This window comes from Vibrio sp. QJM3NY_21 (genome assembly GCF_057785975.1).
In genome coordinates this window covers 2,833,354-2,858,992 of sequence record NZ_CM173513.1, presented here as the reverse complement: position 1 = coordinate 2,858,992, position 25,639 = coordinate 2,833,354, and the positions used below count along the sequence as shown (strand labels likewise).

The window sequence follows — 25,639 nt, the reverse complement described above, 5'->3', positions numbered from 1 at the left end:
CACTAGAGTTTGGGAGGCACTAATGTATCTACCTCAAGAAATTATTCGCAGAAAACGTGATAACGAAGTACTGACCACAGAAGAAATTAACTTTTTCATCCAAGGTGTCGCTAAAAACACGGTTTCTGAAGGCCAAATTGCCGCATTCGCAATGGCTATCTTTTTTAATGAAATGACGATGCCAGAACGTATCGCACTAACATGTGCAATGCGTGATTCAGGCATGGTGATTGACTGGAGCCACATGAACTTTGATGGCCCAATCGTTGATAAACACTCTACTGGTGGTGTTGGCGACGTAACCTCTCTGATGCTTGGCCCTATGGTGGCAGCATGTGGCGGTTTCGTTCCAATGATCTCTGGTCGCGGTTTAGGCCACACTGGCGGTACGCTAGACAAGCTAGAATCTATCCCTGGTTACAACATTACACCAACCAACGATGTGTTTGGTGCCGTAACCAAAGAAGCTGGCGTGGCTATCATCGGTCAAACCGGTGACCTAGCACCTGCTGACAAGCGTGTTTATGCGACTCGTGATATCACAGCAACAGTAGACAACATCTCACTGATCACCGCTTCAATCCTATCTAAGAAACTGGCCGCTGGTCTTGATTCTCTAGTAATGGACGTAAAAGTCGGTTCAGGCGCATTCATGCCAACGTATGAAGCATCTGAAGAGTTAGCAAAATCTATCGTTGCAGTAGCAAACGGTGCAGGCACTAAAACAACAGCAATCCTAACGGACATGAACCAAGTTCTGGCTTCTTCAGCGGGTAACGCAGTTGAAGTCCGTGAAGCGGTTCAATTCCTAACAGGCGAATACCGTAATCCACGTTTGTTGGAAATCACGCTAGCGTCGTGTGCGGAAATGTTGGTGCTGGGTAACCTAGCAAAAGATTCAGATGAAGCGCGTGAAAAACTGATGGCAGTACTGGATAACGGTAAAGCAGCAGAGTGCTTCGGTAAGATGGTAGCGGGCCTTGGTGGTCCAGTAGATTTCGTAACGAACTACGATAACTACCTAGAAAAAGCAGAAATTGTTAAACCAGTGTACGCCATCGAAAGCGGTGTAGTATCTGCGATGGATACGCGTGCAATTGGTATGGCTGTCGTTGGTATGGGCGGTGGTCGCCGCGTAGCAACAGACAGCATTGATTACGCAGTCGGTTTTGATAGCTTCATTCGCCTTGGCGAAGTAGCAAGCGACGATAAACCATTAGCAATGATTCATGCTCGCAATGAACAACAGTGGCAAGAAGCTGCGACGGCATTACAAAATGCAATCACTGTGGGCGGAGAATATACAGCAACGCCAGATGTTTACCGTCAGATTCGTTCTGAAGACGTGTAAATAACAGATATCGGTATACCTCGTGTATACCGATAAACAGAGTTCTGGTGCAAAGAGCAATAAGTTGGTGAAGAAAATGAAAAGAGCATTTATTTTAGTTTTAGATTCATTCGGTATCGGTGAAACAGCGGATGCTGACACATTCGGCGATGTAGGTTCGGATACAATGGGTCACATTGCTGACCATTGTGATCAAGGCCTTGCAGACAACGCGGATCGTAAAGGTCCACTAACGCTGCCAAACCTGTCTAAGCTAGGTTTAGCGATGGCTCACAAAGAGTCGACAGGTCGCTTTGCTCCTGGTATGGACGCAGACGCTGAGATCATTGGCGCTTACGGTCATGCTGCTGAGCTGTCTTCTGGTAAAGACACGCCATCAGGTCACTGGGAAATCGCAGGTGTACCGGTATTGTTTGACTGGGGCTACTTCACTGACAAAGAGAACAGCTTTCCAAAAGAACTGACAGATCGCATCCTTGAGCGTGCTGGTCTATCTGACTTCTTAGGTAACTGCCACTCATCGGGTACAGAAATCCTAGATAACCTAGGTGAAGAACACATGAAGACTGGTCTGCCAATCTTCTACACTTCTGCAGACTCTGTTTTCCAGATCGCATGTCATGAAGAGACATTCGGCCTACAAAACCTATTAGACCTTTGTCAGATTGCTCGTGAAGAGCTAGCTGACTACAACATTGGTCGTGTTATCGCTCGTCCGTTTATTGGTGCAGGTAAAGGTCAATTCGAACGTACTGGTAACCGTCGTGACCTTTCTGTTGAGCCACCAGCGGCGACGGTACTTCAGAAGCTGGTTGATGAGAAGGGCGGCAACGTTCACTCAATCGGTAAGATCTCTGATATCTACGCAGGTTGTGGTATCACTCAGAAAATCAAAGCAACAGGTATTCCAGCGCTATTTGAAGCAACCAAAGAAGCGATCACTGAAGCGGGCGACAACACTATCGTGTTCACTAACTTCGTTGATTTCGACTCAGCATACGGCCACCGTCGTGATGTTGCCGGTTACGCAGCTGCGCTTGAGTACTTCGATGGCCGTATCAATGAAATCATCGATATGATGAAAGAAGATGACGTGCTTATCCTAACTGCAGACCACGGTTGTGATCCAACATGGCCGGGTTCAGACCATACTCGTGAACATATCCCTGTGATTGTTTACGGTAACAAGGTTCCAGCAGGCTCTCTAGGCCGTCGTGATACTTTCGCTGATATCGGTCAAAGCTTAGCGTCATACTTTGGCACATCGCCAATGGGATACGGTACAAGCTTTCTGTAATGGTTAACTAAGAGAGAGGGAAACCTCTCTCTTCTTTTTTGTTTTGAGATTAAGGATATTTTCAATGGCTACTCCACATATTAATGCTGAAATGGGTGATTTCGCTGATGTAGTTCTAATGCCAGGCGATCCGCTACGCGCTAAATACATCGCTGAAACCTTCTTAGAAGAAGTGGTTCAGGTGTGTGATGTTCGTAATATGTTTGGTTACACGGGTACTTACAAAGGTCGTAAGGTTTCGGTTATGGGGCACGGTATGGGCATTCCATCTTGTTCTATTTACGCGACTGAACTGATCAAAGACTTTGGTGTGAAAAAGATCATTCGTGTCGGCAGTTGTGGTGCAGTGAGTGAAGATATCAAAGTGCGTGATGTGGTGATTGGCATGGGCGCGTGTACTGACTCAAAAGTGAACCGTATTCGCTTTAAAGGCCATGACTTCGCGGCTATCGCAGATTACAAAATGGTGCGTGCGGCAGAAGATGCAGCAAAAGCGCGTGGTGTAGACGTAAAAGTGGGTAACCTGTTCTCGGCGGAGTTGTTCTACACGCCAGATCCAGAGATGTTCGAAGTGATGGACAAATACGGCATTGTTGGCGTCGAGATGGAAGCGGCAGGTATCTATGGTGTGTGTGCTGAATACGGCGCAAAAGCTCTGACTATTTGTACTGTTTCTGATCACATCAAAACTGGTGAGCAAACCACATCAGATGAGCGTCAAACGACCTTCAACGACATGATGGTTATCGCACTAGACTCTGTGCTTCTTGGTGATCAAGAGTAAGAGTTACTTTGTGGTTTAAGTCGTTTCTAGCTCTCGAATACCTATAGCTAGCCAAACTAACAGATAACAAAAAGCCCCGTCGCTGCCTGAGCGTCGGGGCTTTTTATTGGTAATGATGTATTACTGAGCGCTATTTCTTGGATTCTGAAGGCTATGTGATTTCAATCGAAATAATTCATCTTGCCTAATCCGAGGTTTTTATTTAGTGATTTCAAGACCCAAGACCCTATGACAAAGCTTATGAGTTTGCATTCTTAAGCAGCAAGTTCTCACCAGACTTGGTTTTTCTTCTACGAATGAGCATGACAAACAGCACGCCACTGACAAACCCCATCAACACCATGCCGATCATGTAGCGATCACTTTTACGATAATGGTGATCAGAAATCGCCGTCATCTTACCTGTTTCAAAGGTCACACGAATGAATCCAATGATCGCTTTCTCTGGAGAGTAGATAGGTTCAACTAATTGCTGTCTGCCGATACTTGCTGTTGAAAGTGGCGTATCTAAGCCTAGAACTTCGCGTACTGAGAGTGCTTTTTCACTCGAAGCCAGTCGAATCCCCTCTGCATCGTATATCGTGGTATCGAATACCAAGCGATCTTGAGACAGCTGATTGGTGAGATCAAGCAGTCGCTCTTGGTCTTGTTGTGTGATCGCTTTACTGGCAGAAAGTGATGCCTGAGAGATAAGCAACTTAGTCAGCGTTTCTAGCTGCTTTGCTTGGATCTTCTCGTTACCTTTACTGATCACGACTGTATTTTTAATCGTTACAACGAACATAGTAGCCAACAAAATGAGGGCTAGCATTCGTAAAGCGTTACGTATTGAGAACAATGATTCATTCATGTTTCACGAAGCCTGAAATAAACAAATGTTATGATTAAGACATATTGAGACTTGCGTTTTCAAATTGCAATAGGTTAACGTTTAGCATAGTTAATTAGGAATCATACACATGGACGCTCAGAAATATCTGCCGATTAAAAGGCATACGACATTATTAACTCGACTCCCCGAGACTCGTTTCGCTTCTCAACTCGCTAAAGCCAAAGCCAACTGGATTGTATTCGGTGAGTATCTATCACCACAATCATTCGATGACATCGATTTTTTCACAGGCACTTACAACACCATTCTTGATACGTGGAAGGTAGGGCATTATGAAGTGGCTTTGATGTCAGGCAACCTAACACCAGCACACGAAGAAATCCTACAGGCCTTAAAGCTTGATTATGCTTGCCTTAGCGAGGTCCCAGACCTATCTAAGCCAGGTTTGATTGTAATGGATATGGATTCCACAGCGATTCAAATTGAATGTATCGATGAGATTGCAAAGCTAGCTGGAGTGGGGGAATTAGTCTCTGAAATCACCGAGCGAGCAATGCAAGGTGAGCTCGACTTTGAACAGAGCCTACGTCAACGAGTAGGCGCACTGAAAGGTGCGGATGAATCTATTTTGGAGCAAGTGCGTCAATCATTGCCATTCATGCCAGACTTGGTTGAGCTAGTGAATACTCTGAATAAGCTTGGTTGGAAGACGGCAATTGCTTCAGGTGGCTTTACTTACTTCTCTGACTATCTGAAAGATACGCTTGATCTTGACCACGCTCAGTCAAACACGCTTGAAATCATCAATGGTAAGTTGACGGGTGAAGTCTTAGGCGATGTTGTTTCGGCGCAGACTAAAGCGGATATCTTGGTAGAGTTGGCTGAAGAGTACGAATTGGAATTGCATAACACTGTTGCCGTTGGTGATGGTGCTAATGACTTGGTTATGATGGGCTCTGCAGGTTTAGGCATCGCCTACCATGCGAAGCCAAAAGTAGAGCAACAAGCTCAAACTGCTGTGCGTTATGCCGGTTTAGGCGGGGTACTTTGCATCTTGTCGGGTGTGTTAGCTAAGCAGCAAAAAATCAGCTGGCAAGCGAAGCCTTAGTCATATTTAGGGCGGTATAACGAGTACAAAAAAGCAGGCTATCAGCCTGCTTTTTCTATTTCATGTTCAAGTTAAGACGCCGCTGTAGTCTAGCGTGTCAGCTCCAATCGAATCAACACTTCATCGGTAATATCTTCTATCTCACCATAACCAATAAAAGCCGTGACCTCATTCTCTAGCTTCTTAGCTTGGTGCATGCTGATGCGTGAGAGCTCTTCTAAATCAGACTGGAATAAACTCGTTAGCGGATTAAAAATAGGTGCAGTAGTGACTCGTAGTACATACACGTCACCTAAATGCTGAGCTTTCTTGATGAATAAGATGCGTTCCTTTGCCGAGGCGAAGTCTTTGACCAACTTCGTGTGTACGGATTGGATCTTGTCGCCAAACTTAACCGCAGCAATATAGACGTCATGGTGTTTAGGTTCAGCACCTTCAATTCTTTTCAGTGGTTCAGCCAACAGCGAGTTAGAGTGCCCTTTGAAAATAGGTTCGAGTGAGAACTTTTGGTTGTGGCCAAGCTTAGCGAGCAGTGCTAAGTGTTTATTCAGCGGGAAGTTTACGCCAATGATCTTACAACGCAGTGTTGAGCCCGGTTTATCAATGAATATTGGGTTGCTGACCATCTTGCTCAGCAAAATGTTGTGTAGAGACTCGAGCAGAGAATGTGTTGGCAGTATCTCTTTCTTCTTAATCAACTTGCTTTGGTTTTGATCGATAAGCCCATTGAGAAAGGCGATAGTACGCATTGTCTTTGTGTTCTCGGCGATAACCAACTGTACGTTGCGACCATTCGGGCTGACTCGAATCACGTGGTAAGGCACGGTGCTTAATGGCAGGTTTTTGTCGTAGAGCTGCAGTTCATTGAAGTTTACTAATACCGGGTCATTAATCTTGAGTACCATCGGATGCTCAAGGGAAATGCTGAGTCCACGTTTAGAGATATCTAAGGTATGTCCGTTAGCCGCGGCGCCATCTTGTGAGGTGAGTTGTAACGGCGACTTAAATTGATACCTCGGTTCTTTGCGACGAGTTTGAGAGTCGAAGTAGATACTTTGAATATTCCCCACTACAGAGCGCGGATGACGGAAGCGGTTCAGTTCACTGCTTGGAATACGAGGTTTTTCACTCAATAGATAGTCAGCCGCACTTTCGTGATCGCCAATCTCTTGCAAGATTCCACAATGCGTCAGTTGTGCTGAGCTTTGAGCTAACGTATCCGAGTGCTTGGCTAAGGCTTGTCTCTCGGTGTCTGAAAGTTCGAACACCGAGAACTTGAACGCCTTCCAGCTTTTACGTTTACCACCGATGTGCCAGAACAACTGTCTTTGCTCACGAGAGGCTTCAGGAAGCATCATTGAGTAGAACAAGGTCTTGTCTTGATGCTCATGAGTAAACGAGTAAATAACGTTACTGGTTCCCTTTACGCCAGGTTTAGCCAGCAAGTTCATTCGTTGTTCGTTGAACAGGGTACCCAGTGCTTGTTGGTTTCGCTCATCGTGCCAGTATTGCCACAGCGGATGGTTGTTATCCGTAAGTAGAGCAAGCTTTAGCTCACCGCCGCTAAAGAAAAGAGGAAGATTACAGGTGTGTTTGAGATAGGTGTGTTCGATACCTCGAGTACGAGTTCGAATGATTCTATCTTGATTCTCATGGCTGGTTTTCTTGCTTGAGCTATTCAAAGACTCATCAAGCAAGCGGGCTACAATATTGTTATTGCTTACCTTGATGGTTCTTAAGAATTTGACGGCATTATTCTCGTAAGACTCATCAATGCCCAGAACGCGGAATTCGACCGCTTGGTAAACATCGTTTTCTTGCGACTTTTCGATAAGCTCTGTGAACTTAACGCTGATGATCTCACCGAGGTTGTACTTAAAGGCGCTCGGTACCTTGAATTTTGCACCCGACGGGGAAATATCAACCGTCACACCGTGTAGGCTTTGGCCTTTAGATGTGGTGACCTCAACCTGTGAGCTAATCTTGAGTCTGTTTTCTTGACGCTTTAAGTCGTAACCGAGGTTAATGGCTTCCGCTTCATACGGGCTATTAGCGTTAGTGAGATCTTGATTATGTTGAGACGAGGTTTTAACGATATTACGAAGTGGTTGAGTTCGCGGAGTCATCACTAACTCCCACGCGCCCTCTGTATAGCCTTTAAACTTTTTAGTACCACGTTGATACGCGTTCAAAGCAATATCATCAAGCCAGTGTTTACGACCATCTAACGTAAATTGACGGCATTCAGTGTCAATACGTCCGCGTAAATCAATGCTCTTTGTGCACGGAGCCATGATACGATTCAGTTCCATTTTAACGAGCAATTTCAGAGACGGGGATTCACCTTCTGTCATTTGAGAAAGAAGGAAGTCGAAATCCTCAGCGTGGTAGGCTGGGATGAGTCGCTCTGCTACAGATAGAATTTCAGATTGCTGCATACTTTTCTTGTTAGAATGGACGGTACGTTTATGTTATCGACTAGTTTAAATCGATCTTTAAGTATAACTGGTATGACTGCAACTTTTATTTTCACCCGTACGGTCAAATAAGTCACAAATTGACAACATCATTGTGTAACAGAGTAAATTATTGAGGTTTTATGGCTAAGGCAAAACGAGCTTATGTGTGTAATGACTGTGGTGCTGACTTTCCACGTTGGCAGGGGCAATGCAATGCATGTGGTGCTTGGAACACGATTACCGAAGTTAGGTTAGCGGCTTCACCTCAAGTTGCGCGTAATGAACGACTCAGTGGTGGTTACGCGGGTGGGGCAACAGAATCGAGCGTTCAGACATTATCGGAAATTAACCTGCAAGAAGTCCCTCGCTTTAGCAGTGGTTTCAAAGAACTCGACCGCGTGCTCGGTGGTGGTGTCGTACCTGGCGCTGCAATTCTGATTGGTGGTAACCCTGGTGCCGGTAAATCAACGCTGTTATTGCAGACCATGTGTCAGCTCTCTTCTCAGTTGCCAACACTTTATGTCACTGGTGAAGAATCACTGCAACAAGTCGCGATGCGAGCTTCTCGACTCGGTTTACCGAAAGAACATCTCAAAATGCTCTCTGAAACCAATGTTGATAAGATCTGTCAGATTGCCGAAAAAGAGCAACCTAAAATCATGGTTATCGACTCAATCCAAGTTATGCATGTCGCTGATGTTCAATCGTCTCCGGGCAGTGTGGCGCAGGTGCGCGAATCGGCAACCGCATTAACGCGCTATGCGAAACAGAACAACGTTGCGGTGTTCTTAGTGGGACACGTAACTAAAGACGGCACATTAGCGGGGCCAAAAGTACTGGAACACATTATTGATTGCTCTGTGTTGTTGGATGGCGGAACGGATAGTCGTTTTAGAACCCTGCGTAGCCATAAAAATCGTTTTGGTGCAGTGAATGAGCTTGGTGTGTTTGCGATGACAGGCCAAGGACTAAAAGAAGTCAGCAACCCATCGGCTATTTTCTTGTCTCGCGGTGAAGAAGAAACCTCGGGCAGTTCGGTCATGGTTGTGTGGGAAGGGACACGTCCACTTCTTGTTGAAATCCAAGCGCTGGTGGACTATTCCCAGCTCGCTAATCCACGTCGTGTTGCTGTTGGTCTAGAGCAAAACAGGCTTTCACTGTTATTAGCCGTGCTGCATAAACATGGTGGCTTACAAATGGCTGACCAAGATGTGTTTGTGAATGTCGTCGGTGGTGTTAAAGTAACCGAAACCAGTGCCGATCTTGCATTAGTGATCGCTTTACTTTCGAGTTTCAGAGACCGTGCATTGCCAAAAGATGTGGTGGTTTTTGGCGAAGTAGGCCTCGCGGGTGAGATTCGACCTGTACCGAGCGGGCAAGAACGCTTAAATGAGGCATTTAAACATGGCTTTAAGAGAGCGATTGTTCCGGCGGCCAACATGCCAAAAGGGGGCATTCCAGGAATGCAGATCCACGGTGTGAAAAAATTATCAGAAGCAATTAATGCTTTTGATGAGTTGTAATTGAGCTCACTTCAGCTACTCTATACAGCAGAAATTCAGTCTAACTTAAACGCTATTTTCGCTTTAAGTTAGCACTAAACTTAACAATCATTTAGATTGTTTCTACAGATTGCCTTTTTCTATATGTTAGAAAAAGGCAAAGTTTTTTAGTCCCAAATGCATGCAAAGCTATCAGTCTTCACAGATTGTGATATACTCTGCGCGCATTTTATATCCTATTAACAGAGTAAGACAATGGCAGATTTATCGAAATACAGAAACATTGGTATTTTCGCGCACGTTGATGCGGGTAAAACAACTACCACTGAGCGTATCCTTAAGCTAACTGGTCAGATCCACAAGACTGGTGAAGTACATGATGGCGAATCAACTACTGACTTCATGGAACAGGAAGCTGAGCGCGGAATTACTATCCAATCAGCAGCTGTAAGCTGTTTCTGGAACGGTCACCGTCTAAACGTTATCGATACTCCTGGACACGTTGACTTCACAGTTGAAGTATACCGTTCTCTTAAAGTACTTGATGGCGGTATCGGTGTATTCTGTGGTTCTGGTGGTGTTGAACCACAATCAGAAACTAACTGGCGCTACGCTAACGAATCAGAAGTATCTCGTCTGATCTTCGTTAACAAACTAGACCGTATGGGTGCAGATTTCTACAACGTTGTTGACCAAGTTAAAAACGTTCTAGGTGCAACTCCTCTAGTTATGGTTCTACCAATCGGCCGCGAAGATGAATTCGTGGGTGTTGTAGACCTTCTAAGCCGTAAAGCATACGTTTGGGATGACACTGGTCTTCCTGAAAACTACGAAATTCTAGATGTTCCTGCGGACATGGTAGACGACGTAGAGCAATACCGTGAAGAGCTAATCGAAACTGCTGTAGAGCAAGACGATGACCTAATGGAAGCTTACATGGAAGGTGAAGAGCCTTCTATCGAAGACATCAAGCGTTGTATCCGTAAAGGTACTCGTGACCTAGCGTTCTTCCCAACTTACTGTGGTTCTGCATTCAAGAACAAGGGTGTTCAAATCATTCTTGACGCTGTTGTAGATTACCTACCTTCTCCAACTGAAGTTGATCCTCAACCTCTAATGGACGAGAACGGCGAAGAAACTGGCAACCACGCTATCGTTTCTACTGAAGAAACGTTTAAAGCGCTTGCATTCAAAATCATGGATGACCGTTTCGGTGCTCTAACTTTCGTTCGTATTTACTCTGGTAAATTGAACAAAGGCGACACGATTCTTAACTCATTCACAGGTAAAACTGAGCGTGTTGGCCGTATGGTTGAGATGCAAGCTGATGACCGTAACGAACTAACTAGCGCACAAGCTGGTGACATCATTGCGATCGTTGGCATGAAGAACGTGCAAACAGGTCACACTCTATGTGATCCTAAAGATCAAGTAACGCTTGAGCCAATGGTATTCCCAACTCCAGTAATCTCTATCGCTGTATCTCCAAAAGATAAAGGCGGTTCTGAGAAAATGGGTATCGCTATCGGTAAAATGGTTGCAGAAGATCCATCTTTCCAAGTTGAAACTGACGAAGAAACTGGCGAAACTATCCTGAAAGGTATGGGTGAGCTTCACCTAGACATCAAGGTAGATATCCTTAAGCGTACTTACGGCGTTGACCTAACAGTTGGTGCTCCTCAAGTTGCTTACCGTGAAACTATCACTCAAGCAATTGAAGATAGCTACACGCATAAGAAACAGTCTGGTGGTTCTGGTCAATTCGGTAAGATCGATTACCGTATCAAGCCTGGCGAACCTGGTTCTGGCTTTACGTTCTCTTCAAAAGTTGTTGGCGGTAACGTACCTAAAGAATTCTGGCCTGCTGTTGAGAAAGGCTTTGGTGGCATGATGGAAAACGGCGTACTAGCTGGCTTCCCTACGCTAGACGTTGAAGTTGAACTTTACGATGGTGGTTTCCACGCAGTCGATTCATCTGCAATCGCATTTGAAATCGCAGCGAAAGGTGCATTCCGTCAATCTATGCCTAAAGCTGGCGCGCAACTTCTTGAGCCAATCATGAACGTTGACGTATTTACTCCAGAAGATCACGTTGGTGATGTTATCGGTGACCTTAACCGTCGTCGTGGCATGATCAAAGATCAACAAGCTGGCGTAACTGGCGTTCGTATTAAAGCTGACGTACCACTTTCAGAAATGTTTGGTTACATCGGTCACCTACGTACAATTACTTCAGGCCGTGGCCAATTCTCTATGGAATTCGCACAGTACTCTCCATGTCCAATGAACGTGGCAGAAGAAGTAATCGCTAAAGTTAAAGCAGAAAAAGAAGCTGGTAAGTAATTAGCTCTTTTCTAAATTAACTAAAAAAGCCCCGCAAGTGAAAGCTTGCGGGGCTTTTTGTTATCTTACTCTTGGAAGACTAAGACTAAGACTAAGACTAAGACTTAAGGGTTCTGTTTTAGCTCAATGTAAATCGATTCAACCTTCACTCGAGCCCAGTCTGTTTTACGCAAAAACTTTAAGCTAGATTTAATGCTTGGGTCTTTTTTAAAGCAGTTGATATTCACCATATAACTCAACTCTTCCCAACCGTAATGCTCAACCAATTCAGTCAGTAGCTTCTGCAGTGTTATGCCGTGAAGCGGGTTATTTTCTTGTGTCATGAGATGTTCTCGCCATTTATTTGAGCTCAGTATACCAGTTTCGCTTTATGAATTATCAGACCATTTAAGTTGGTAATCTGTCTCGATAATAGTTAGTTCTTCTCGACCTTTATTTCCAAATAACTGAACCTGACTTTGCATCCAAGCTTCAAAGCGTTTGATTTTCTCGCGATGAAAGTATCCAGCTGGCGCACATAGGAAGTAATTGTATTTGGGCTTAAGTGCGATGTTACCGATTCGAACGAGTTTCTTTTCCTGCAAATACCGATACACCAAACTGTGCTTCACAAGAGCAACGCCTTGTACGGATAATGCACCTTCTAAAACAAAATGCGAGCCATCAAATTGCAATGATGAGCGTCCAGCCTTCGCTCCAACAATGTCTAGCCATAGATTCCAATCCATATCTGGCCATCGATCTTCAATCAATTCAGCTTTATGCAGATCGTCAATGTCATGGATCCCATGCTTCTCTTGATAAATCGGGTGACAAACTGGGTAAACCACCTCGTCCATTAACCAACGAGACTCGATATTTGGGTAGTTACCGTGACCATACCGAACGCAGACATCGACATTAGAATCTTCAAACGTGACTAGCTTATTGGTCGGTTCAATCAGCATGGATAGGTCAGGGTGGCGATCGCGAAAGTCACCAATTCTAGGAACCAACCAATGTTGGGCAAATGATGGCACGGTTGAAATAGAAAGTTGAGTAGGGTTTGGGTCTTGGTTAATTCGCCTCACACCATCTTGAATGTGGGCAAAGCCTTTCTTAGCTTGCAGGTAAAGTACTTCACCTTCGTGAGTGAGTACTATTTTTCGGTGCTGGCGAATAAACAAGTCTGCACCTAACCACTCTTCAAGTTGGCGAACTTGTTGGCTGACGGCGGCTGCCGTGACAAACAGCTTTTCAGCCGCGAGTTTAAAACTGCCAGTTTCAGCTGCAGTGTAAAAGTAATAGATCCCTTGAAATGGTGGGGTTCGTTCTCTCACATTAGTTTTCCTTAACTGAATGTCAGTATCTATCGTTTGTCGATGTTGCTCTGTTGGTCGATTATTGACCATAACAAAGCGAAAGATCAACAGGAGAAAGGCTATGAATACGATCACAGCAACCGAAAATACCAACCATTCATTTTTGTCATCGTTATCAGTTAAGAAATTCTATTCTAACTTTGAGCGTTATCTTCAGAATCGTAGAACCAGAAAGCAGCTGTCTGAGTTACCAGAGTATTTATTAATAGATGTCGGGATTACGCAGGATCAAGTCGATCAAGAACTGAAGAAATCGTTTTGGGAGTGAGTCAGGGCAGCGTAGCTTTTACTCAAGGTGGATTTTATTTAACGCTGTTTTTACCCTACATAGTTTTTACTCAACATAGCTTTGTCGGCGTAGAAGAGTTACGTTGCTATTCTGTATTTAGTTATTGGGGAACTGTTTATTTCAGAAGCTGATAGGCAGAGCTAGTTCTCCAATACCTCGTTTACTTCTTCATGTAACCAATGAGTAAACGCAGTCACTCGCTCTTTTCTTGGAGAGCTAGGATCAAAGCAGAGATTGACCTGAACACCGGGTGTCATCCCAATATTGAATGGCTTAACGAGTAGGTTACGTTCGATAAAATCACCAGCCAAGCTATCTGTAGCAAGGCAGACCCCATGTCCAGCCATGACAGTCGTTAACCCCATATCGAAGGTACCTACTTCCATCCATTGCATTGTTTTGCCTTGAGTGGATATGTTGGCTTGTTTGAACCACTCTTCCCAAGGGAAGCATCCGCTATTAAATTGAATTAACCAACATTTGAGTAATTGTTCAGGTGACGTGAACTTTAAAGAGTTGGCCAGTTCAGGTGAACAAAAAGGATAGATGGGTTCGTTGATTAGCATCTCAAGACTCAAGCCTTCCTCAACACATAGGTCCTCGCCTTGCAGAATAGCCACATCAATCTCACCATGTTTTAAATTTGGGGTATCAGACGCTGTTAGCACCTTAATTGGAATCTCAGGGTGTTTGACTGAGAATTTCCAAAGCCTCGGCAGCAGCCAGCGGGAAGCAAATGAAGGAGGGCTGCTAACAACAAGAACGCCTTGAAGGGGCTCTGATTGGATCTTATTTAATCCTACGATTACCTCTTCGAACCCGTCCGAGACATGCCTAAAAAGGGTACGTCCTTCTTGTGTTAAGGCCATTACGCGTCCTTTACGAATAAAAAGCTTACATCCAAGCTGTTCTTCTAGCTGGCGGATCTTTTGGCTGACGGCTGCTTGGCTAACAAACAGTTCTTCAGCAGCTTTACTGTAGCTATTTAAGCGTGCTGCAACTTCAAAATAACGGAGACCAGAAAGGTGGCGCAGTCTACTGTCCATAATCTCAGCTTATAGTCCTTGTTAACAATGGTTGTTCGCTTATCGAACAGGTTATTTCCATAATAGCGACAAATAAACAAGGAATACAAGAGAGAGTAAATGAAAACAATAACCTGTTGGGTCGGCAGATTTGTTAATCAGATGCTTAAAGTTAATGATATAACCAAGATGAGTAAGACGGCTAAATCGAGACAAGTTATTAGTTCGGAAACGCTGAGCAGTCGAATGAGGGAGGACATCGGTCTGGACTATGGGAGCAATGATGCGGCTGATTACACTAAATACCTATAAGTTGAGCTTACAAAAAAGGAGCCGTACAGGCTCCTTCTCTATTTTGATTACTCTTCCCAAACTACCAATTTATCTTTCGGCCAGTTATGACCGACTTCATGGTATTTCTGCTCAAGGATGTGTCGCTTTATCTTGAGAGTTGGAGTAAGAACACCATTATCGATGCTCCATGGTTCCTTAATCATCAGTACGCCTTTGATCTTCTCGTGCGAAGCTAACTGTTCGTTCATTTTTTCAATGACGCGTTTGCTTGTTCTTTCGTAACGAGCCCGATCAAAATTAGGGAAGTCATGCGGTACCACGAGCAGGATAGGGCCAGGTAAGCCTAAGCCTATCAAACACATCATTTCGACACGACTGTACTCAAAGAGTTTATTTTCGATTGGTACAGGAGCGACAAACTTGCCTTTCGCGGTTTTAAAGGTATCTTTCTTACGCCCACGAATCGTTAAATAGCCCTCGCTGTCGATATCACCAATATCGCCCGTATGAAGCCAACCTTCTGAGTTAAAAGATTCTTGAGTTGCAATGTCATTTTTGTAATAACCAGAGAACATGCCTTTGCTTCGAACTAAAATCTCTTCGTCTTCTGCAATTTTGAGTTCAATGCCCGGACCAGCATTACCTACAGTGCCAATTTTGTCTGCTCTAAACGGGTGGTTAATCGTGCTGTAGGCGAAAGACTCAGTCATTCCCCAAGCTTCGGTAATGTGTAGGCCAACACTCTCATACCATGCAAGTAGAGCTGGTGATACCGGAGCTGAGCCACAGCCAAGAACGCGAGCTTGGTCTAACCCCAGACCATCAGCCAGTTTCTTCTTAATGAGGTTATTCACGAACGGAATTTTAAGTAAGAAGTTCAGTTTTTTCTGTGGAAGCTTATCTTGGATTCGTTGTTGGAATAGAGTCCATAAACGAGGAACTGAAATAAACAAAGTTGGACGATGCATTTTTACATCATCAATAAATGTGTCTAAAGATTCAGGGAAAGCAGTAACCACCCCACCCATCACTGAAGAACCAAAGATGTACACTCGTTCGGTTATATGGGCAAGCGGCAGATAAGAAAACAGGCGATCGCCGGGTTGGATACCAATGTGATCGATTAACCTCTGAACTGACCATGTAAAGGCACCATACGTGAGCATTGCGCCTTTCGGTAACCCAGACGTACCCGAAGTATACACAAGCGACATCAGCTTATCATCGTGATGCTGAGGTCGTTTGGTTGAGGGTTCATGTGTCTCGATAAGTTGCTCAAAAGTGTGCTGGCACTTAGCGGCAGTATCGTAGGGTAACGAGATACTAATTAGACTCGGATTATCATCGAGTACTTTTTGAGTGGCTTTAGGATCATCAAGCTTACCTGCAATTACAATCTTACTTTCACTGTGTTCAATACAGTATTGAATAGTGTCTGCACCCGCTGTTGGAAAGATTGGGACGCTGACAAAATCTCCTAACATCATGGCAAGATCACAGATAAACCACTCTGCACAGTTTTTTGAAACGAGAGCGACTCGATCGCCGGGTTGGGCTCCGAGTCCTTCTAATGCTGACGCCAGTTTTAGTGCTTTGTCGGCGACTTCTTTATAAGTAAATTCAACAAATTGGCGGTTGATGATTTGTTTTAAATAGACTTCATCTGGGCGTTCTTCTGCCCATTTTAAAATCATGTCATTGGGTGTAGGGAGAGCTGTTGCTTTTTCTTGGCTAAACTCGTTAGGCTGAATCATTGTCTAACTCCATGTTTTTCGCTAAGTTATTTTTGTTAAAATCATGTTAAATGTACCATGATTTTTTCTTTTAGGGAGTAAAATTAGCGTTTTCTGTTATCCGTGCAGGCACGTCTGTAACTTGCGGGTGTTACTCCGGTCCTTTTCTTAAAGATTCTTGAAAAATACGACACATCCTTGTATCCACATTGGTAAGAAATAACAGCTATTTTTGATTCGGTATCGGCTTCGATTAACTTTTTGGCTAACAGGATTCGTTTATCGCACACAAAGTCTCTAAAGCTTACCCCAAAGTGTAGATGAAACTTCTTAGAAAAGTAGGTTGTTGAACAATGACACTTTTCTGCGATTTCTGTTTCTCTGATTTCTTTGTTGATGTTGTCCATAACAAAGTTAACGACTTCAGAGGTAAACAACTTTGCAGGTAATTGATTGTTGTTGTTTGTATCTCGGTCGAGATCAAAATGAGGCTCGAAGATATGCTGTGTTTTACTCTTAAGTTCTTCGAATGTACTGGTCAGATGTTTACTGTTTGTTTCGATAATAAAGAATATATTCTTATGATTTCGAACGATATTAGGTAACGGGTCTGAGCAAATAAGAACTATTCTTTTATTTAGGTTCTCGCAAATAGCTAAAGCCATTGTAAGTAGTTGAAGTTTATCTGGCTTATTCAATATGAAAAACACTAACCTTACATCTAAGTTACTGATTATAGATATATCTTGTCCAAAGTTTTCAATAGGAAAGTAGTGGCTTATTTTATTGATAATAACAGCGTTAAAGTCGCTATCCTTATCTGATAATAAAGGTGTTACTACTTTCATATAAATACCAACTCTATTTCATATTTAAATGTGGGTTTAAATTTAGCTAAATTACTATACGTAACAATTAGATTAGAAGTACCACAAAAAAGTGCAAGTGAATGGCAAAAAAATCCTAACCGAATATATCTCTCACCTCTAGATTTAGTTTACAGGTAAACAAAGCCTGATACGTAAATCAAGGAGAGGTTCTCATGGATAAGTTTTTGAATAATTGTAAAGAATTCATGAATGATGAAGAAGGGTTGACAGTTGTCGAATATGTAATCGGTGCAGCGTTGTTGGTTCTCGCTATAACAACCGTATTTACAAGTTTAGGCACACAACTTTCAGCCAAACTGAATACTATTATTGGAAATATTGGTGATGGTACCTAGTGGCTTCGCGTAACTGTGAAGGATGGCTTCGCTATGAATACTAAAAGCATGACAAAGCAAGCAGGGTTGACAATTGTTGAGTACGTGATAGGTGCAGCCTCGCTTGTTCTTTTTATTGTATTAGTCTTTTCTGGGATGGGAACAGCCTTGTTCAATAAACTCCAGAGCGTTCTATCTAGTATATGAGTTGAATATATGATTAATGAACCTTCTGCTTTTTGGGTGTTATTAATTGCAGTCTCGGTATGCGATGTTGAGAAACATCGCATACCAAACAAAATATTGATTATGTTTTTGTTTGTGTATTTTTTATCAATGTTTAACCGCAATTATACCTTTGACGTTTTCTTAATGTCCTTCGTTGGATTCGTGGCGTTTTTTTGTTTTGGATTACTCTTATATTTTTTAAGAGCTATGTCTGCAGGAGATGTGAAGCTATTAGGTATTGCAGGGATGTATCTCGGGTGGGGACAATTACTTGATGCGTCGTACTTTATCTTACTTTCTTCTGGAGTGATTGGGACTTTCTACCTGCTATATAACTTTTCCAACTCGAACAATCTTAGTATCAAAGGCTATTTTGAAAACAAGTTAATTGTGCTTGGTGGAGTTGCACCAGTATTAGATGAAAGTGCGAGTTTGCACGCTAGGTATTCAAATAAAGTAACGATGCCTTTTGCACCTTCTGTTGCTATAGGATTGGCTATGTATAGTTACTTTACTTAAAAATGTTGTTGGCTAGTTCTTATGGAGAGGAATAATATATGGATATTATAGGGCGTACTGCTCCAACAACTTTGAAGCCTCAAATTTCAGCTCCAGCCGTACCTACATCTATTGATATGCTGGGTGTTCCTGAAGTCGTTATTGAAAACCTTGTGCTGAAGCACCTATCAGCCTATCCCAAGTCGGATGTTTTAGAGCTTTCTAACTATTTGTGTGTTGTGACACATATTGTTGAAAGTGCGTTGGCTGTGTTGAGAACAAAGTCATTGATTGAAGTTTTTCAACCAACCTCTAACCTTTCTCTCTCATCGACATCTCATAGCCACGTCCGCTACTCCCTTTCTGAGAAAGGACTTGAAGATGCTGATCTTGCCTTTAAACGTGATGCTTATTTAGGCCCCGCACCTGTTTCACTTACTCAATATAGTGATGTGGTAAAGCAGCAAGATCTAAGAGTAGAGTTAGTGACTCGGCCACATGTCGAAGCAGCACTGAATGATGTATATGGTGTCGATAGAATGATTTCGGTATTGGGGCCTGCAATCAATTCTGGGCGTGCCTTGTTGCTGTATGGTCATGCGGGGACGGGTAAAACATTTGTAGCTTCACGTATTGTCAATGCGCTGCATACGTCTGTTTTCATTCCTTATGCCGTTTATGCATTAGGCAACATCATTAAAGTGTTTTCTGCACAACATCATAAACCGTTAGATAACAACGGCAGCGATAAACGTATTTCCCTCAAAGATCAATACGACAAGCGCTGGCTTAATTGTGAAAGGCCAAATATCCAGGTGGGTGGAGAGCTCACTATGGATATGCTTGAAGTGAATCATTCTGAGAACAGTCGTGTCTGGTTAGCTCCAGTGCAAATGATGGCGAATAATGGGATTTTTATCATTGATGATCTTGGTCGACAGCCCATGCCTGTGGATGCGCTTCTTAACCGTTGGATTGTACCTATGGAATATTCCTTTGATTATTTATCGTTACCTAACGGCCAGCAAATCACGATGCCGTTTGTTCTAACGCTTGCCTTTTCAACCAACTTAAATCCCAAGAAAATAAGCGATCCTGCATTTTTACGTCGTTTAGGTTACAAAATTGAATTCAAGCCGCTGAATCAGCGAGATTATGAAGCTTTATGGATGAGCGTCGTCGCTGATAAAGAGGTAGAGCTTCAAGATGGTTTTTTTGAGCGTTTGTCTCAAATGCACACGCTTCTCAAGGTGCCACTTTTCCCTTGTTTACCGAAAGATCTCGTTGGTATAAGTAAAGACATTCTTTCGTTTGAGCAACTCCCACCTGTTATCACATTCGATATTCTTTCCATGGCATGGGAAGTCTATTTTACCTCTGATGGACACGAGGAAGAGAATAATGAATAAGAGTCAAGTTTTCCTACTGTTTTTACTGTCCGTAGTATTCGGCTTAGCGGCTGTATTTTTTGCTAAGCAGTGGATGGATGATCAAGTTCAGCCAACCGTTGAAGTTGAAACGATCGAGCGCCACCCCGTTGTTGTGGCGTCACAAGAAATTGAAGCCGGAACCATTATCGAGGATCAGTTCTTAACCACCAAGTTGATGGAAGTTGATTGGATTAATGAAAATAACTATTCAGATAAAGCGGAGCTGATTGGCAAGGTTGTTGCGAATACTATCTATGCCGGAGAGGTGCTTCACAAGTTACGATTTACTGTACCAGGAGAAGGGTCAACATTGGCTGCTCTTATCCCTGAAAATAAACGTGCGGTAACGATACGAGTTGATGATGTTATTGGTGTGGCAGGTTTCTTATTACCGGGTAATAAGGTTGATATTCTCAATACCGTTTCTTACGGAAAAAATTCTGCAGCGACTCAAACAGTTCTTAAAGATATTAAGGTTTTGGCTGTAGACCAAACGGCTAAAACGAAGGAAAACAGTCCGATTATTGTACGAGCGGTAACTCTTGAGATGACGCCGAAAGAGGCCGAGAAGCTTCTCACGGCTAAAAGCAAAGGCAGTATTCAGCTGACCTTGAGAAACCCACACGAAGTAGAGAAAAAAGTGGTTCGTCGATATGTGCCTAGACCAAGTGTCACCATTATCAAAGGTACAGAAACATCTAGTGTGCGCGTCAAGGATTGAGGTGAGATATGAAAATATTATTAGCGTGTGTTTTTAGTCTGATTTGTTTTTCGGCAGCCAGTGTTGCTGCACTACAGACGGGAAAAACGGTCACGGTTCCACATCACAAATCTACGCATGTGGTGCTGTCGGGAAAAGCGGCGAAGGTTTCTCTTGGTGATCCTGAAGTCTTAGACATTGTGATTTTGAAATCTAATGAGTTGTTCTTAATTGGTAAAAAATTAGGGGCAACAAATTTGATGGCTTGGGATTCACGAGGTCAGTTGATTGAGTCGATTAATATTGAGGTTACTCATGACCTAAATAGCCTCAAAGCTAAATTGTATGAGTTCCTTCCTGATGAAACTATCGAGGTGCATAGTGCGCAGAATCGCTTACTGTTAAGTGGTCAAGTGAGTAACCAACAACAAATGAATGTGGCGATGCGAATCGCAGAAACCTATTCGTCAGGGCAGGCTGCTGATGAATCAAAAGAAAGCGGAAGTGAGCAAGCTGCAGCGACAGGTGTTATTAACCTAATGTCTATTGGTGGTGCTCAACAAGTCATGTTAGAGGTGACGGTTGCAGAGGTTCAGAGAAGCTTGGTAAGAAAGTTTGATGCGAATTTTCATTTCTTCCAAACAAGTGGTTCGGATTTTTCTTGGGGAGCGTCTTCAGTCCCTGCGGGTGTGTTAGGTGCAACCCCAATTTTCAATATTCCTACCTCTACTGATTACGGTATTTTAGGTTCTTTCATTGATAGTAATACCTTGTTTACTTTCGCACTGGACGTAGCAAAACAAAACGGGGTCGCTAAGGTATTAGCAGAGCCAAACTTAACCGCATTAAGTGGTTCTAAGGCTGAATTTTTAGCCGGTGGTGAATTTCCTATCCCTGTGCCAGACGAAGATGGCATTACCATTGAATACAAAGAATACGGTGTAGGTTTAAAGTTCATCCCGACGGTACTCAGTGATAAGAAAATCAACTTAAATCTAGCGGTCGATGTTAGCGAGATAGCTAATAGCAGCTCATTGACCATTGATCCTGGTAGCACAAATGCCACTTATGTTATCCCTCCAATCACTAGACGAAGTGCCTCGTCGACACTTGAGCTAGCCGACGGCCAAACAATCGGTATTGCGGGTTTACTCAGTGAGAATGTCAGAGATGTCAGCAACAAAATGCCGGGTATTGGTGATGTTCCTATTTTAGGTCAGCTCTTTAATAGTCAAGAGTATGTGTCTGGAGAAACTGAGCTGGTCATTCTTGTTACGCCTCGACTCGCCAAACCGGTGGATCGAAGTAAAGTAACACTGCCAACTGATGCCTTTGTGGACCCTAATGACTTGGAATACTATTTGTTAGGCCGAAGTGCTTACATAGCTGCACCGTCTGAATCTGATTCAGAGCAATCTCAAGCTTCACAGGATATATCACCGACCGATGGTGGTAGCGAAGGCTCATTTGGGCATGATTTATAAGGGGATAGATATGACTAAAATAATGATGATCTTTCTCGCAATGTTATTAGTTGGCTGTGCGAACGATGCTCGTTTAGGGCATTCGGTAGCACTAGTGAAAACAGAGCAAACGTATAACCCTAATGCTACCCAAGAGAATTTACTCGAAGTACCTGATGGTACAGGGGAGCGGATGCAGACTGGTTACGACAGATATGTTGGCAGAGGTGAAAACGATCTGTCCGGAAGTAGTAGCCAGATCTTAGAAGATTTTAACTAAATCTGGAGGTACTCATATGTTGTATCGAGTATCACAAAGCCCTAAAAAACAACAAGGCTTAGTTGTGGTGATGATTACTGCTGCCTTGTTGGTTTTTCTAGCGGTCTCAGCGCTAGCTGTAGACATAAACCATATGGTTGTAAATAAAACGCGTTTACAAAATGCGGTTGATTCTGCAGCGCTGGCTGCCGCAACCATATTAGACAATAGCAAAGATAAAGACGCGGTGGATGCAGAAGTCGGTACGGCGCTCAATGCCATGGCGGCTTCAACAGGGAACCAAGAAATTGATTTCTCGACCGCTTCTATAAGCATTGATTATTCGAATGACCCACAAGATTTTACTGGCACGGCGACGTTCGGTGCAAGTGATGATGTTTATGTGCGAGTTCGCGTAGATGCACTAGAGATGGATGAATTTTTCATTCATATGTTTGGTCTTGATAAGGAAGTATCGGCAAGTGCCGTTGCTGGGCCAAGCTCTGGGCAAGATGTAGTTAATAACGTTGTACCCATTGGGGTGTGTATTGGTGATGGCACTTCGGATAACGATATTGACCCAGAAGATGGCTATCACGATGTGACAGGCGAAGAGATAGTTAATGTCTTTGGCTATGAAGTCGGAACGGTCCACGCATTGAAGGTGGGTGACAGTAGCTTGTCAGAAATGGGCAACGGTAATTATCATCTGTTGGATTTCGGTTCCGGTGGTAAAACCGTCAAAGAAGGTTTAGGTGGTAGCTATGACCAGCCAGTCAAAATTGGTGAAGATATCACGACGAAACCTGGTGGCACGGTTGGCCCCACAGGCGATGGTTTGAATACTCGTTTTGGCGATTATGGTGGTGGCTTATCGGCATCCGATTACCCTTCAGATTATGTAACCACAGAACCTACCAATGAAATAACGATTGATGCAGGTACGGGAGAGATAGATTCTGACGGAAGTTATACCTATGCTCAATATGAGTCAGATACCAACGCCTGTATAGCAAACGGTGGTTCCGGGTGTGCATCTAATGGTGTTGCTTGGCGTCGTATTTTACCCATTCCTATGGTTGATTGCTCAGGTAAAAGTGGTGGTGCAACTGACTTTACCGTAAACAAAATTGGCTGCTTTTTCTTGTTACAAAAAGCTCCAACTAACAACTCAGGTACACCCGCCGTTTTTGGTGAGTTTATCCACTCTTGCAGTGTTGCTGGTGGATCTGGTAGTACAACGTCGACAACGGAAGGGACTTATAAGATTGTTCTGTATAAGGACCCCAATAGTGGGGAATCTTGATCATGAAGCCATCTAATCAATTTCAACAGGGGTTTGCTGCCGTAGAGATGGTCATCGCGACTCCCGTTTTACTGTTTTTTCTAGTCTTAGTTCTAGAGCTTGGCAATATTCTTGTTCATTACAATGTGATATCGAAGTCAGTGCAGAATGGCGCTCGTTATGCGGTTAGTGAAGTGTATGGAACCATTGGTGGAACCATCGCACCGACGTCTGAAATTCAGAATGTCGTGGTCTATGGTCAGAACAGCGCAGGAACAGCTGTATTATCTTCATTGACGACATCGGATGTGACCGTAACCCCGCCTTCAGGCGACAGTTATGTACGAGTTAGTGTGACGTATGATTATGTTCCACTCTTTTTGTCTATCCCTTTTTCGAATGAGAGTTTTGCTGTTCCATTAAGTGTGACTTCAGTGATGAGGGTGCTGTGATGATAAGACTTAAAAGACGAACCAAAGGGCTTGCCATTATTGAGTTCACTTTGGTCTCATCATTAATTTTTCTGCTGCTCTTCCTCATTTTAGCGTTAGGTGCCTATATATTTTCGCTGCAAATGGTCAGTGAAGCGACTAGGAAGGCGGCTAGGTTAGCGACGGTATGTTACGTCCTAGATAGAGACAATATTGCGGGAATGGTGGTGGATGATATTCCTCTTGTTGGATTTACTAATGCTAACTTAGAAGTGGCTTACTTAGACGCGAGCGGGGGAGAGGTTGCTTCTGATTTTGAAGCTAACTTTGGCAGTATTAAGTTTGTACGTGCTAGGGCTACGGGTTATGGCATTCAGTTAATCAGTAACCTAAGCTTTCTAGGAGAGAATGGATTTCTTGCTGCCCCTGCGTTTGAAACAATATTACCAGCTGAAAGCTTGGGTGTGGTTAGGGCGGACTCTGAAAAAAGGAATCGGTGTCCATAAGTTATTTATTACAGGAGTAGCGGTATGGGGGAAGCGATCAAAATAACGCCTAATGAAAACGATAAAGATATGACGCGTTTAAGAACGAACCTAAAGGTTTGGTTAGTCTATAGCACTGACGCCTTTCATTCACATATGAGTCAAGAGCTAAAAAAATGCCGAAATGTTCATGTAACGTCATTTTCTCTTGCGGCAATGAGTGAAGAATACTTAAAAAGTGCAGATGTCCCAGAGCTTATTTTCGTTGAAGCTAATGGGAATTGGGCTCAAAAAATGGTTGAGTTGCAAGGGTATGATTTGTCTTTAGAAGACAAGGATTTGTCTTTAGTTGTGCTTGGTGATGAAAGTGATAATGGGTCACTAAAAATCGCACTTCGCTTAGGGGCTTCAGATTTTCTGTCTCACAATGTGACTCTATCGGACTTACTTCCATTATTGAAGAAAACCGCTTCCGAAAAGCTTGAGAACTCCAGTTACGGAGAGTTTATCTTGTTTTTGAACACCAAAGGAGGGATGGGGGCAACCACCTTGGCGTTAAATACTGCCATTGAGATGGCCACTCAACATCCTAATGAAGTTCTTTTACTCGATATCGATCTTCAGTTTGGCGTGATTCCAGACTATTTGAACATAGTACCGACTTATAGCGTTTCTGATGCGATCAACAGTTCTAATGATTTGGATGAAATGTCTTTGGGCTCTTTGGTAAATAAACACGAATCAGGTCTTCATGTTCTAAGCTTTAAACATGAAAATAACGCTGATGATTTCGAGCAGGCTCAGAAAATTGGCAGATTACTTCCAATTCTGCGTCGTTTCTACCCTTATGTGATCATTGACCTATCTAGAGGCTTAGATCACGTATTTGCATCAGCAATATCACCTGCGACTAAAGTACTTTTGGTTTTGCAACAGAGCTTAGTGTCAGTAAAGAACACAAGCCGACTAATTAAATCTCTGAAATTTGAGTACGGCTTACAAAGTGACTCAATAGAGGTCATTCTCAACCGTTATGAAAAGCGACATTCAATTAAGTTGAAAGACATTGAGCAAGCAGTGGGCAACCACGACATACACCTTATGCCAAATGATTTTAAAGTCGCGCTAGAGAGTGCCAACTTGGGGCAGCCGTTAGTTCAGTCGAGAAAAAAAAGCTCTATTACTCGCTCTATCATCGACTTATCTCATGTTCTTTCACCACCAGAGCAGGAAGAGAAAGGGTGGCTGAAAAAGTTGTTTTCATAATGGGTTGATGAA

The 25,639-nt window shown here is 43.3% G+C and carries 24 protein-coding genes; 17 read left to right on the top strand and 7 right to left on the bottom strand.

The features are described from left to right. The first annotated feature begins 22 nt into the window (after positions 1–22). The 3 genes from deoA to deoD all read left to right on the top strand — a co-directional run bounded on the left by deoA (position 23) and on the right by deoD (position 3,432). Complete coding sequence (deoA, locus tag AC3CID_RS12595; protein ID WP_102534921.1) at positions 23–1,351, top strand: thymidine phosphorylase; 1,329 nt, start codon at positions 23–25, stop codon at positions 1,349–1,351. A gap of 76 nt (positions 1,352–1,427) precedes the next feature. Then, the gene (locus AC3CID_RS12590) at positions 1,428–2,648 is read left to right on the top strand and encodes a phosphopentomutase (protein ID WP_488526639.1); all 1,221 of its coding nucleotides are present in this window, start codon (positions 1,428–1,430) and stop codon (positions 2,646–2,648) included. 64 nt (positions 2,649–2,712) lie between these two features. Next, positions 2,713–3,432 (top strand): purine-nucleoside phosphorylase, encoded by a 720-nt coding sequence (gene deoD, locus AC3CID_RS12585; protein WP_004734474.1) that lies wholly within the window; start codon positions 2,713–2,715, stop codon positions 3,430–3,432. A gap of 238 nt (positions 3,433–3,670) precedes the next feature. Here deoD and AC3CID_RS12580 read toward each other — a convergent pair whose 3' ends face one another. After that, positions 3,671–4,282 carry a YtjB family periplasmic protein gene (locus AC3CID_RS12580; RefSeq protein ID WP_017080011.1) on the bottom strand — a complete coding sequence of 204 codons (612 nt, stop codon included), beginning with the start codon at positions 4,280–4,282 and terminating at the stop codon, positions 3,671–3,673. A 109-nt stretch (positions 4,283–4,391) separates the two neighbouring features. Here AC3CID_RS12580 and serB point away from each other — a divergent pair, with 109 nt between their 5' ends. Beyond that, the gene (gene serB, locus AC3CID_RS12575) at positions 4,392–5,372 is read left to right on the top strand and encodes a phosphoserine phosphatase (RefSeq protein ID WP_004734472.1); all 981 of its coding nucleotides are present in this window, start codon (positions 4,392–4,394) and stop codon (positions 5,370–5,372) included. Positions 5,373–5,461: 89 nt separating this feature from the next. Here the strand turns inward: serB and AC3CID_RS12570 are convergent, their stop codons facing one another. Beyond that, a complete protein-coding gene (locus AC3CID_RS12570) occupies positions 5,462–7,810 on the bottom strand; it encodes a PilZ domain-containing protein (RefSeq protein ID WP_488526638.1) in 2,349 nt (782 codons plus the stop codon). A 161-nt stretch (positions 7,811–7,971) separates the two neighbouring features. Here AC3CID_RS12570 and radA point away from each other — a divergent pair, with 161 nt between their 5' ends. Together radA and fusA are read left to right on the top strand one after the other, a co-directional pair. Next, positions 7,972–9,354, top strand: coding sequence for a DNA repair protein RadA (radA, locus tag AC3CID_RS12565; protein ID WP_017090138.1), 1,383 nt, complete (start codon positions 7,972–7,974; stop codon positions 9,352–9,354). A 234-nt stretch (positions 9,355–9,588) separates the two neighbouring features. Then, positions 9,589–11,676, top strand: a complete 2,088-nt coding sequence (fusA, locus tag AC3CID_RS12560) for an elongation factor G (protein ID WP_004734469.1) — start codon at positions 9,589–9,591, stop codon at positions 11,674–11,676. Between the two features lie 104 nt (positions 11,677–11,780). Here fusA and AC3CID_RS12555 read toward each other — a convergent pair whose 3' ends face one another. Beyond that, complete coding sequence (locus AC3CID_RS12555) at positions 11,781–11,999, bottom strand: VF530 family protein (protein ID WP_488526637.1); 219 nt, start codon at positions 11,997–11,999, stop codon at positions 11,781–11,783. 45 nt (positions 12,000–12,044) lie between these two features. Then, on the bottom strand, positions 12,045–12,995 hold the full coding sequence (locus tag AC3CID_RS12550; protein WP_054547530.1) for a LysR substrate-binding domain-containing protein: 951 nt from the start codon (positions 12,993–12,995) through the stop codon (positions 12,045–12,047). A gap of 103 nt (positions 12,996–13,098) precedes the next feature. Here AC3CID_RS12550 and AC3CID_RS12545 point away from each other — a divergent pair, with 103 nt between their 5' ends. Further along, a complete protein-coding gene (locus tag AC3CID_RS12545; RefSeq protein ID WP_054547531.1) occupies positions 13,099–13,305 on the top strand; it encodes a DUF1127 domain-containing protein in 207 nt (68 codons plus the stop codon). Positions 13,306–13,466: 161 nt separating this feature from the next. On the opposite strand, the gene AC3CID_RS12540 is transcribed toward AC3CID_RS12545, so the two are convergent. The 3 genes from AC3CID_RS12540 to AC3CID_RS12530 form a co-directional block, all read right to left on the bottom strand. After that, the gene (locus tag AC3CID_RS12540; RefSeq protein WP_488526636.1) at positions 13,467–14,372 is read right to left on the bottom strand and encodes a LysR substrate-binding domain-containing protein; all 906 of its coding nucleotides are present in this window, start codon (positions 14,370–14,372) and stop codon (positions 13,467–13,469) included. 338 nt (positions 14,373–14,710) lie between these two features. Next, a complete protein-coding gene (locus AC3CID_RS12535; protein WP_017084229.1) occupies positions 14,711–16,399 on the bottom strand; it encodes an AMP-binding protein in 1,689 nt (562 codons plus the stop codon). 83 nt (positions 16,400–16,482) lie between these two features. Further along, on the bottom strand, positions 16,483–17,226 hold the full coding sequence (locus AC3CID_RS12530; RefSeq protein ID WP_114633962.1) for an AraC family transcriptional regulator: 744 nt from the start codon (positions 17,224–17,226) through the stop codon (positions 16,483–16,485). Positions 17,227–17,420: 194 nt separating this feature from the next. On the opposite strand from AC3CID_RS12530, the gene AC3CID_RS12525 reads away from it, so the two are divergent. From AC3CID_RS12525 to AC3CID_RS12480, 10 genes are all read left to right on the top strand, one after another. Further along, positions 17,421–17,603, top strand: coding sequence for a Flp family type IVb pilin (locus AC3CID_RS12525; protein WP_488526635.1), 183 nt, complete (start codon positions 17,421–17,423; stop codon positions 17,601–17,603). 195 nt (positions 17,604–17,798) lie between these two features. After that, entirely contained in the window at positions 17,799–18,329 is a 531-nt protein-coding gene (locus AC3CID_RS12520; protein WP_488526634.1) for an A24 family peptidase, read from the top strand. Between the two features lie 38 nt (positions 18,330–18,367). Next, complete coding sequence (locus AC3CID_RS12515) at positions 18,368–19,717, top strand: P-loop NTPase family protein (protein ID WP_488526633.1); 1,350 nt, start codon at positions 18,368–18,370, stop codon at positions 19,715–19,717. Then, positions 19,710–20,459, top strand: a complete 750-nt coding sequence (cpaB, locus tag AC3CID_RS12510; protein WP_372157841.1) for a Flp pilus assembly protein CpaB — start codon at positions 19,710–19,712, stop codon at positions 20,457–20,459. Before AC3CID_RS12515 ends, cpaB begins: the two co-directional genes overlap by 8 nt. 8 nt (positions 20,460–20,467) lie before the next feature. Beyond that, positions 20,468–21,922, top strand: coding sequence for a type II and III secretion system protein family protein (locus tag AC3CID_RS12505; protein WP_017084223.1), 1,455 nt, complete (start codon positions 20,468–20,470; stop codon positions 21,920–21,922). Further along, on the top strand, positions 21,885–22,181 hold the full coding sequence (locus tag AC3CID_RS12500; protein WP_017084222.1) for a hypothetical protein: 297 nt from the start codon (positions 21,885–21,887) through the stop codon (positions 22,179–22,181). Before AC3CID_RS12505 ends, AC3CID_RS12500 begins: the two co-directional genes overlap by 38 nt. 16 nt (positions 22,182–22,197) lie before the next feature. Then, positions 22,198–23,466 (top strand): TadE/TadG family type IV pilus assembly protein, encoded by a 1,269-nt coding sequence (locus AC3CID_RS12495; protein WP_017084221.1) that lies wholly within the window; start codon positions 22,198–22,200, stop codon positions 23,464–23,466. A gap of 2 nt (positions 23,467–23,468) precedes the next feature. Continuing rightward, positions 23,469–23,897, top strand: coding sequence for a TadE/TadG family type IV pilus assembly protein (locus tag AC3CID_RS12490; protein WP_029224629.1), 429 nt, complete (start codon positions 23,469–23,471; stop codon positions 23,895–23,897). After that, positions 23,897–24,382, top strand: coding sequence for a TadE/TadG family type IV pilus assembly protein (locus tag AC3CID_RS12485; protein WP_029224628.1), 486 nt, complete (start codon positions 23,897–23,899; stop codon positions 24,380–24,382). Before AC3CID_RS12490 ends, AC3CID_RS12485 begins: the two co-directional genes overlap by 1 nt. A gap of 24 nt (positions 24,383–24,406) precedes the next feature. Beyond that, positions 24,407–25,627: an AAA family ATPase gene (locus tag AC3CID_RS12480; RefSeq protein WP_017084218.1), complete on the top strand. Its 1,221-nt coding sequence runs from the start codon at positions 24,407–24,409 to the stop codon at positions 25,625–25,627. Positions 25,628–25,639 lie beyond the last annotated feature (12 nt).